Origin of the sequence: Polaromonas sp. (genome assembly GCF_031411155.1) — a bacterium.
In the GTDB taxonomy this organism is placed as follows: Bacteria; Pseudomonadota; Gammaproteobacteria; order Burkholderiales; family Burkholderiaceae_C; genus Polaromonas.
In genome coordinates, this window is the sequence record NZ_JANOAL010000025.1 from 1 (window position 1) to 6,723 (window position 6,723).

The 6,723-nt window shown below is 64.3% G+C and carries 7 protein-coding genes and 1 pseudogene; all 8 read left to right on the top strand.

Annotated elements, in window-relative coordinates; genetic code table 11:
* Positions 1–236: pseudogene (aroE, locus tag RMO23_RS01120) on the top strand (shikimate dehydrogenase); the annotation flags it as partial.
* Between the two features lie 75 nt (positions 237–311).
* Positions 312–1,025, top strand: coding sequence for a TetR/AcrR family transcriptional regulator (locus RMO23_RS01125; RefSeq protein WP_309678219.1), 714 nt, complete (start codon positions 312–314; stop codon positions 1,023–1,025).
* 115 nt (positions 1,026–1,140) lie between these two features.
* Positions 1,141–1,689, top strand: a complete 549-nt coding sequence (locus RMO23_RS01130) for a TRAP transporter small permease (protein WP_309678220.1) — start codon at positions 1,141–1,143, stop codon at positions 1,687–1,689.
* Positions 1,690–1,703: 14 nt separating this feature from the next.
* Positions 1,704–2,981: a TRAP transporter large permease subunit gene (locus RMO23_RS01135; protein ID WP_309678221.1), complete on the top strand. Its 1,278-nt coding sequence runs from the start codon at positions 1,704–1,706 to the stop codon at positions 2,979–2,981.
* Between the two features lie 103 nt (positions 2,982–3,084).
* The gene (locus RMO23_RS01140) at positions 3,085–4,080 is read left to right on the top strand and encodes a TRAP transporter substrate-binding protein (protein ID WP_309678223.1); all 996 of its coding nucleotides are present in this window, start codon (positions 3,085–3,087) and stop codon (positions 4,078–4,080) included.
* 164 nt (positions 4,081–4,244) lie between these two features.
* Entirely contained in the window at positions 4,245–4,694 is a 450-nt protein-coding gene (gene aroQ, locus RMO23_RS01145; RefSeq protein ID WP_309678224.1) for a type II 3-dehydroquinate dehydratase, read from the top strand.
* Positions 4,695–4,735: 41 nt separating this feature from the next.
* Positions 4,736–5,569, top strand: coding sequence for a ThiF family adenylyltransferase (locus tag RMO23_RS01150; RefSeq protein ID WP_309678225.1), 834 nt, complete (start codon positions 4,736–4,738; stop codon positions 5,567–5,569).
* A gap of 103 nt (positions 5,570–5,672) precedes the next feature.
* Positions 5,673–6,599, top strand: a complete 927-nt coding sequence (locus tag RMO23_RS01155) for a LysR family transcriptional regulator (RefSeq protein ID WP_309678226.1) — start codon at positions 5,673–5,675, stop codon at positions 6,597–6,599.
* Positions 6,600–6,723: the final 124 nt, after the last annotated feature.

Consider the following 6,723-nt stretch of genomic DNA (forward strand, 5'->3'; position numbering starts at 1 on the left):
CCGAGCTGCCGCCGGTGCCGGCCTCGGTGTTTGCCCGCTGTGGCCTGGCCTATGAGCTGGCCTACGCCAAGGGCCTGACGCCGTTTTTGCGGCTGGCGCAAAACGCCGGCGTCAGGCACCTGGCCGACGGCGTCGGCATGCTGGCCGAGCAGGCCGCCGAGGCCTTTGCCTGGTGGCGCGGCGTGCGGCCCGATACGCGCGCCGTGATTGACAAACTGACGGTGCCGCTGGTTTAGGCCGCACGCGGCCCTACCCGTTGAAACGGCCGGACGACTGTTCCATGCGCTGCGCCAGCCGCCTATACTCCGGGAATGAACGAACTGGTACATTCCACTCGCCTGGCCAAGCCTGCCGCCAAGCCTGCGGCCAAATCTGCCGCCCAATCCGCAGCCAAGACGGCCCCGGCATCCCGCACCAACGACCCGGCCCGCACCATGGCCGGGATTCTGGAGGTGGCGACGGCCGAGTTCGCCAGCAAGGGCCTGAGCGGCGCGCGCATCGACGAGATTGCGGCCGCCACGCGCACCAGCAAGCGCATGATTTACTACTACTTCGGCAGCAAGGAGGGCTTGTACCTGGCGGTGCTGGAGGAGTCCTACCGCCGCATGCGCCAAATCGAGTCCGAGCAGCATCTGGAGGACCTGGAGCCGATGGCGGCGCTGCGCCGGCTGGTCGAGTTCACCTTCGACCATCACCAGGGCAACCCCGACTACATCCGGCTGGTGATGAACGAGAACATGGAGCGCGGCGCCTACCTGGCGCAGAGCAAGACCATCCGCGAGCTCAACGTGCCGGCGATCGAGGCGATTCGCCAGCTCTACAACCGGGGCGTGGCCCAGGGCGTGTTCCGGCCGGGGCTGGACCCGATCGACATTCATGCCTCGATCTCGGCGCTGACGTTTTTCAATGTCTCCAACCAGCACACCTTCGGCCTGATCTTCAAGCACGACGGCCAGACCGCCGCGGCCCTGGCCGCCCGGCGCCAGAGCATCGTCGAGCTGATCGTGCGCTTCGTTCAGGCTTGACGCCCTGCAAACACCGGTGCGCCGCATCCCGCCGGCGTACTAGGGTAATTACTGATTCGTAAAAACTAACTAGTTCGTACATTAGTGGCTCAAACCTGCTCAAGGAGACAAATTCGTGATTAAAAAGTTGATTGATGGCTACTGTCAATTCCTCAGCTACCTGATTGCCGCGGCGCTGGCACTGATGGTGCTGCTGGTATTTGGCAATGTGGTGATGCGCTACGCCTTCAATTCGGGCTTCAGCGTCTCCGAGGAGTTGTCGCGCTGGCTGTTTGTCTGGGTGACCTTTTTGGGCGCCGTGGTGGCGGTGCGCGACAACGGCCACCTCGGCACCGACATGCTGGTGGGGCGGCTCGGCCCCGCCGGCAAGAAAGTCTGCATGGGGCTGGCGCTGCTGCTGATGCTGTTTACCTGCTGGCTGCTGTTCAAGGGCTCCTATGACCAGGCGGTCATCAACTGGGACACCACCAGCGCCGTGATGGAGGTCTCCATGAGCTGGTTTTACGCCTCGGGCATGGTGTTCGCGGTGCTGGCCAGCGTGATCGTGCTGAACGACCTGTGGCGCCTGCTCAGCGGTCAGATGGCCGACGCCGATCTGGTGCTGATCCAGGAATCCGAAGAAGCTCCGCACGGCGATGCCGGCGCCGCCCCGCAAACCCACTGAAGCCGAGGTCTGACATGACGATCACCATTTTTCTGGGCTCCATGCTCGCCGCCATGGCGCTGGGCGTGCCCATCGCTTTTTCGCTGCTGCTGTGCGGCGCCGCCCTGATGTGGCACCTGAACATGTTCGACGCGCAGATTCTGGCGCAGAACGTGATCAATGGCGCCGACAGCTTTCCCTTGCTGGCCGTGCCTTTTTTCATGCTGGCCGGTGAGTTGATGAATGCAGGTGGCCTGTCGCGCCGCATCGTGAACTTTGCGATGGCCCTGGTCGGCCACATCAAGGGCGGACTCGGCTATGTGACCATCATCGCCGCCGTCATCATGGCCTCGCTGTCGGGCTCGGCCGTGGCCGACGCGGCGGCGCTGACCGCGCTGCTGCTGCCCATGATGGTCGCCGCCGGCCACGACAAGGCGCGCTCGGCCGGCCTGATCGCCTCGGCCGGCATCATCGCGCCGGTGATCCCGCCCAGCATCGGCTTCGTGATTTTTGGCGTCGCCGCCAACGTGTCGATTTCCAAGCTGTTCCTGGCCGGCATCTTCCCTGGCGTGCTGCTGGGGGTTTCACTGTGGTTCACCTGGTGGTGGCTGGTGCGCAAGGAGGTCATCGCCGCGCCGCCGCGCAAGTCCAAGGCTGAAGTGCTGGCCGCGCTCAAGGACGCGACCTGGGCGCTGGTGCTGCCCCTGATTATCATTTTCGGCCTGAAGTTTGGTGTCTTCACGCCGACCGAAGCCGCCGTGGTGGCTGCGATGTACGCGCTGATCGTTTCGGTCTTTGTCTACCGCGAACTTGACTTCAAAAAGCTGGTGCCGCTGTTTGTGGCCGCCGCCAAGACCAGCGCCGTGGTCATGTTCCTGGTCGCCGCCGCCATGGTGTCGGCCTGGCTGATCACGGTGGCCAATCTGCCGGCGCAAGTGGTGGCCCTGCTGGAGCCGCTGCTGGGCAGCCCCAAGCTGCTGCTGATTGCCATCATGGTCCTGACCATGGTGGTCGGCACGGCGCTCGACATGACGCCCACCATCTTGCTGCTGACGCCGGTGCTGATGCCGGTGGTGAAGGCCGCCGGCATCGACCCGGTGTATTTTGGCGTGCTGTTCATCATCAACAACGCCATCGGGCTGATCACACCGCCTGTCGGCACCGTGCTCAACGCCGTCGCCGGGGTTGGCAAGGTCAGCATGGACGAGGTCACCAAGGGTGTCATCCCCTTCATGATTGCGCAGTTCGTCATCATGTTCCTGATGGTCGCCTTCCCGCAACTCGTCATGGTGCCGGCGCACTGGTTCTACTGATTTCCGGTTAACAGGCTGCCGGGCGTGTTTGGGTACGCCATGTCCGGCAGCCATTGTTTAGCGTACAGCCCCTTTCACTACCGTTACCTCAGGAGACAAACCCATGAAACGCTTATTCCTCAAAACCATCGCCGCCGCCGTTGCCATTGCCGCCTTCGGCGTCGCATCGGCCCAGGAGCGCACCATCAAGTTCGCCACGCAAAACCCCAAGGGTCATCCGCTGGTGATGGGCATGGAAAAATTCGCCGAGATCGTCGCGGCCAAATCCGGCGGCAAGATCAAGGTCAACCTGTTCCCCGGTGGCGTGCTCGGCGGTGATGCGCCCACCGTGTCGGCCCTGCAGGGCGGCACCATCGAGATGGCCTCGATGAACTCCGGCATCCTGGCCAGCCAGGTCAAGGACTTCGAGGTGTTTGACTTCCCTTTCATGTTTGCCAACAGCAAGGAAGCTGACGCCGTGGTCGATGGCCCGTTTGGCAAGATGATGCATGCCAAGCTCGAGGCCAAGGGCCTGGTCGGCCTGACCTACTGGGAACTCGGCTTTCGCAACATCACCAACAACAAGCGCGCCATCACCAAGGTCGAGGACATCGCCGGCCTGAAACTGCGCGTGATTCCGAACGCGATCAACCTCGACTGGACCAAGGCACTGGGCGCCAACCCGACGCCGCTGGCGTTTCCCGAGGTTTACGCGGCACTGGAGCAAGGCGCCATTGACGGCCAGGAAAACCCGCTGACCGTGATCGCCGCGACCAAGCTCTATGAAGTGCAAAAGTACGTGACGCTGACGAATCACCAGTACAACCCGCAGTCGGTGCTGATCAGCAAGAAGTTCTGGGACACGCTGAGCGCCCCCGAGAAAAAGATACTTTCAGACGCCGCGGTTGAATCGACCGCCTACCAGCGCCAGCAGGCACGTGATCAGGCCGGCACCGCGCTGGAGACCGTGAAAAAGGCCGGCATGCAGGTGAGCGAGTTGTCCGCCGCCGAACTGGCGAAGTTCCGCGAGAAAATGAAGCCCGTGGTCGACAAGCACGGTGCCGCCAGCCCCGATGCCCTGAAAGAGCTGACGGCTGAACTGGCCAAGGTACGCAAGTAAGTGGTGCCTGCGCTGGCCCCGCCCGCGCGGGCGCCGGCGCTTTTTTCGCCGCGCTGGCGGGCTGCCTGTCTGCAGCGACCACCAGCGCCTGGCCGCAGCGGGCGCTGGACACCTTGGCCCGGCCCCAAATCGCCCCTCCATTGATTTCCAAAGGAAAGAAACCCATGAAAATCCTCATGCTTCACGGCATCAACCACAACATGTTCGGCAAACGCGACCCCAAGCAGTACGGCACCATCACGCTGGACGAGATCAACGCCAGCCTGACCGCGCTGGGCCAGCAGCTGGGTACGGACGTGGAATGCTTTCAGACCAACAGCGAAGGCGCGATGTGCGAGCGCATTCACCAGGGCTACCAGGACGGCGTCGATGCGGTGCTGATCAACGCCGGCGCCTGGACCCACTACAGCTATGGCATTCGCGATGCGCTGGCGATCCTGACCTGTCCCGTCGTCGAGCTGCACATGTCCAACATTCACGCGCGCGAGGCCTTTCGCCATGTGTCGGTGTTTGCCGAGATCGTGAAAGGGCAGATATGCGGCTTTGGCGTCGACAGCTACCTGCTGGCGCTGCGCGCCGCCGTCTCATCGGTACAGGCCTCGGCCAAAGCCTGATTTCTTACCCTCTGCCACCCCGCTAACCGGACCCGTTCACCATGATTCGCGGCACGACCTCCCTGATCGCCCACATTGGCTTTCCCACGCACGCCTTCAAGGCGCCCATGATTTACAACCCTTACTTCGAGCAGGCCGGGATTGATGCGGTGGTGGTGCCCATGGGTTGCCAACCGCCGGACTACCCGGCATTTTTGCGCGCGGTTTTCTCGCTGACGAATATCCGCGGCGCGCTCATCACCATGCCGCACAAGATCGTCACGGTGGGCCTGCTCGACGAGGTCTCGCCCACGGTGCAGATTGCCGGCTCCTGCAACGCGGTGCGCCGGGCCGCCGATGGCCGGCTGCAGGGCGACATGTTTGACGGTGCCGGCTTTGTGCGCGGCGTGCAGCGCAAGGGCTTCAAGCTCGCGGGCGCCCGCGTGCTGGTGGTCGGCAGCGGCGGCGTGGGTTCGGCCATCGCCGCGTCGCTGGCGGCGGCCGGCATAGGCGCCATCGGCCTGTTTGACAGCCGCGCCGAGTCGGCCACGGCGCTCGGCGATCGCCTGCGCACCCATTACCCGGCGCTGCAGGTCAGCACCGGCAGCAATGACCCGGCGGGCTACGACCTGGTGGTCAACGCCACGCCCATGGGCATGAACGAAGGCGACCCGATGCCGATGGACATTTCGCGCATCGCCCCCACGACCTTTGTCGGTGAAGTGGTGATGAAAACGGAAATGACCGCTTTTCTGGCCGCCGCGCAGGCGCGCGGCTGCGCGGTGCAGGTCGGCTCCGACATGCTGTTCGAGCAGATTCCGGCCTACCTGGAGTTTTTTGGCCTGCCGACGACGACGGCCGAAGTGCTGCGTTCGGTGGCCCGCCTGAGCTACTGAACAACGCCCTTCGCGACGGGGCAAGCCCACTTTTTTGCGAATTGGGCTGTCGCAATCGAGGGTCAAAAATGTCTATTCGCAACATTTATAGACATAATTGGCCATGGACAAACTCAAGCAGCTCGAATCCTTTGTCTCGGTGGTGGCGCGTGGCAGCCTGACGGCCGCCGCCAAGGCCGAGGGTGTGGCGCCCGCCATCATGGGCCGCCGGCTCGATGCGCTGGAAGAGCGGCTCGGCGTCAAGCTGCTGGTGCGCACCACGCGGCGCATCAGCCTGACGCACGAAGGCAGCGCCTTTCTGGAAGACTGCCAGCGCCTGCTGGCCGACCTGGCCAATGCCGAGGCCAGCGTTTCGGCCGGCGGCGTCAAGGCCAGCGGCCACCTGCGCATCACCGCGCCGGCCGGTTTTGGCCGCCGCCATGTGGCGCCGCTGGTCACCAAGTTCCGCGAGCAGCATGCCGACGTCACCATCACGCTGAACCTGAGCGACCGGGTGGTGGACCTGGCCGGCGAAGGCTTTGACTGCGCGGTGCGGGTTGGTGACCTGCCCGACTCGTCGCTGGTCAGCGTGCGCATGGCCGACAACCGGCGCCTGTGCGTGGCCACGCCGCGTTACCTCAAGTTGCACGGCACGCCGCAGCACCCCGGCGAACTCGGCAAATTTGACTGCCTGACCCTGTCCAGTGATGCCTCGCAAACCCGCGGCTGGGCTTTTCAGGTGGACGGCGAGCTGGTGCACCTCAAGCCCGGCGGACCGCTCGACTGTTCGGACGGGCAGGTGCTGCACGACTGGTGCCTGGCCGACTGCGGCATTGCCTGGCGCAGCACCTGGGAGGTCGAGTCCGAAATTGCCGCCGGCCGGCTGGTGCCGGTGCTGGAGCCGTTTGCCGCGCCGCCGAATGGCATTTACGCCGTGTTTCCGCAGCGCAAGCACCTGCCGCTGCGGGTGCGGCTGTGGATTGATTTTTTAAAACACCATTACCACCAGCCCGGGTTCTGGCGTTCGGCCGCTCCCGCCGCCAAGACCTGAAGCCTGGGCCGGCCTCAGAGCAGGCCAGCCAGCAGACCGAGCGCCGTGCCCCACATCATCAGTGCGACCAGCGCATCGAGCGTGCGCCAGAGGTGGGGTGAATTCAGGCGCGGGCCGACGCACA

Coding starts and splice junctions, on each gene's coding strand:
- RMO23_RS01140 (WP_309678223.1), top strand. CDS start 3,085: ATGAAACGCTTATTCCTCAAAACCATCGCCGCCGCCGTTGCCATTGCC.
- RMO23_RS01125 (WP_309678219.1), top strand. CDS start 312: ATGAACGAACTGGTACATTCCACTCGCCTGGCCAAGCCTGCCGCCAAG.
- aroQ (WP_309678224.1), top strand. CDS start 4,245: ATGAAAATCCTCATGCTTCACGGCATCAACCACAACATGTTCGGCAAA.
- RMO23_RS01150 (WP_309678225.1), top strand. CDS start 4,736: ATGATTCGCGGCACGACCTCCCTGATCGCCCACATTGGCTTTCCCACG.
- RMO23_RS01135 (WP_309678221.1), top strand. CDS start 1,704: ATGACGATCACCATTTTTCTGGGCTCCATGCTCGCCGCCATGGCGCTG.
- RMO23_RS01155 (WP_309678226.1), top strand. CDS start 5,673: ATGGACAAACTCAAGCAGCTCGAATCCTTTGTCTCGGTGGTGGCGCGT.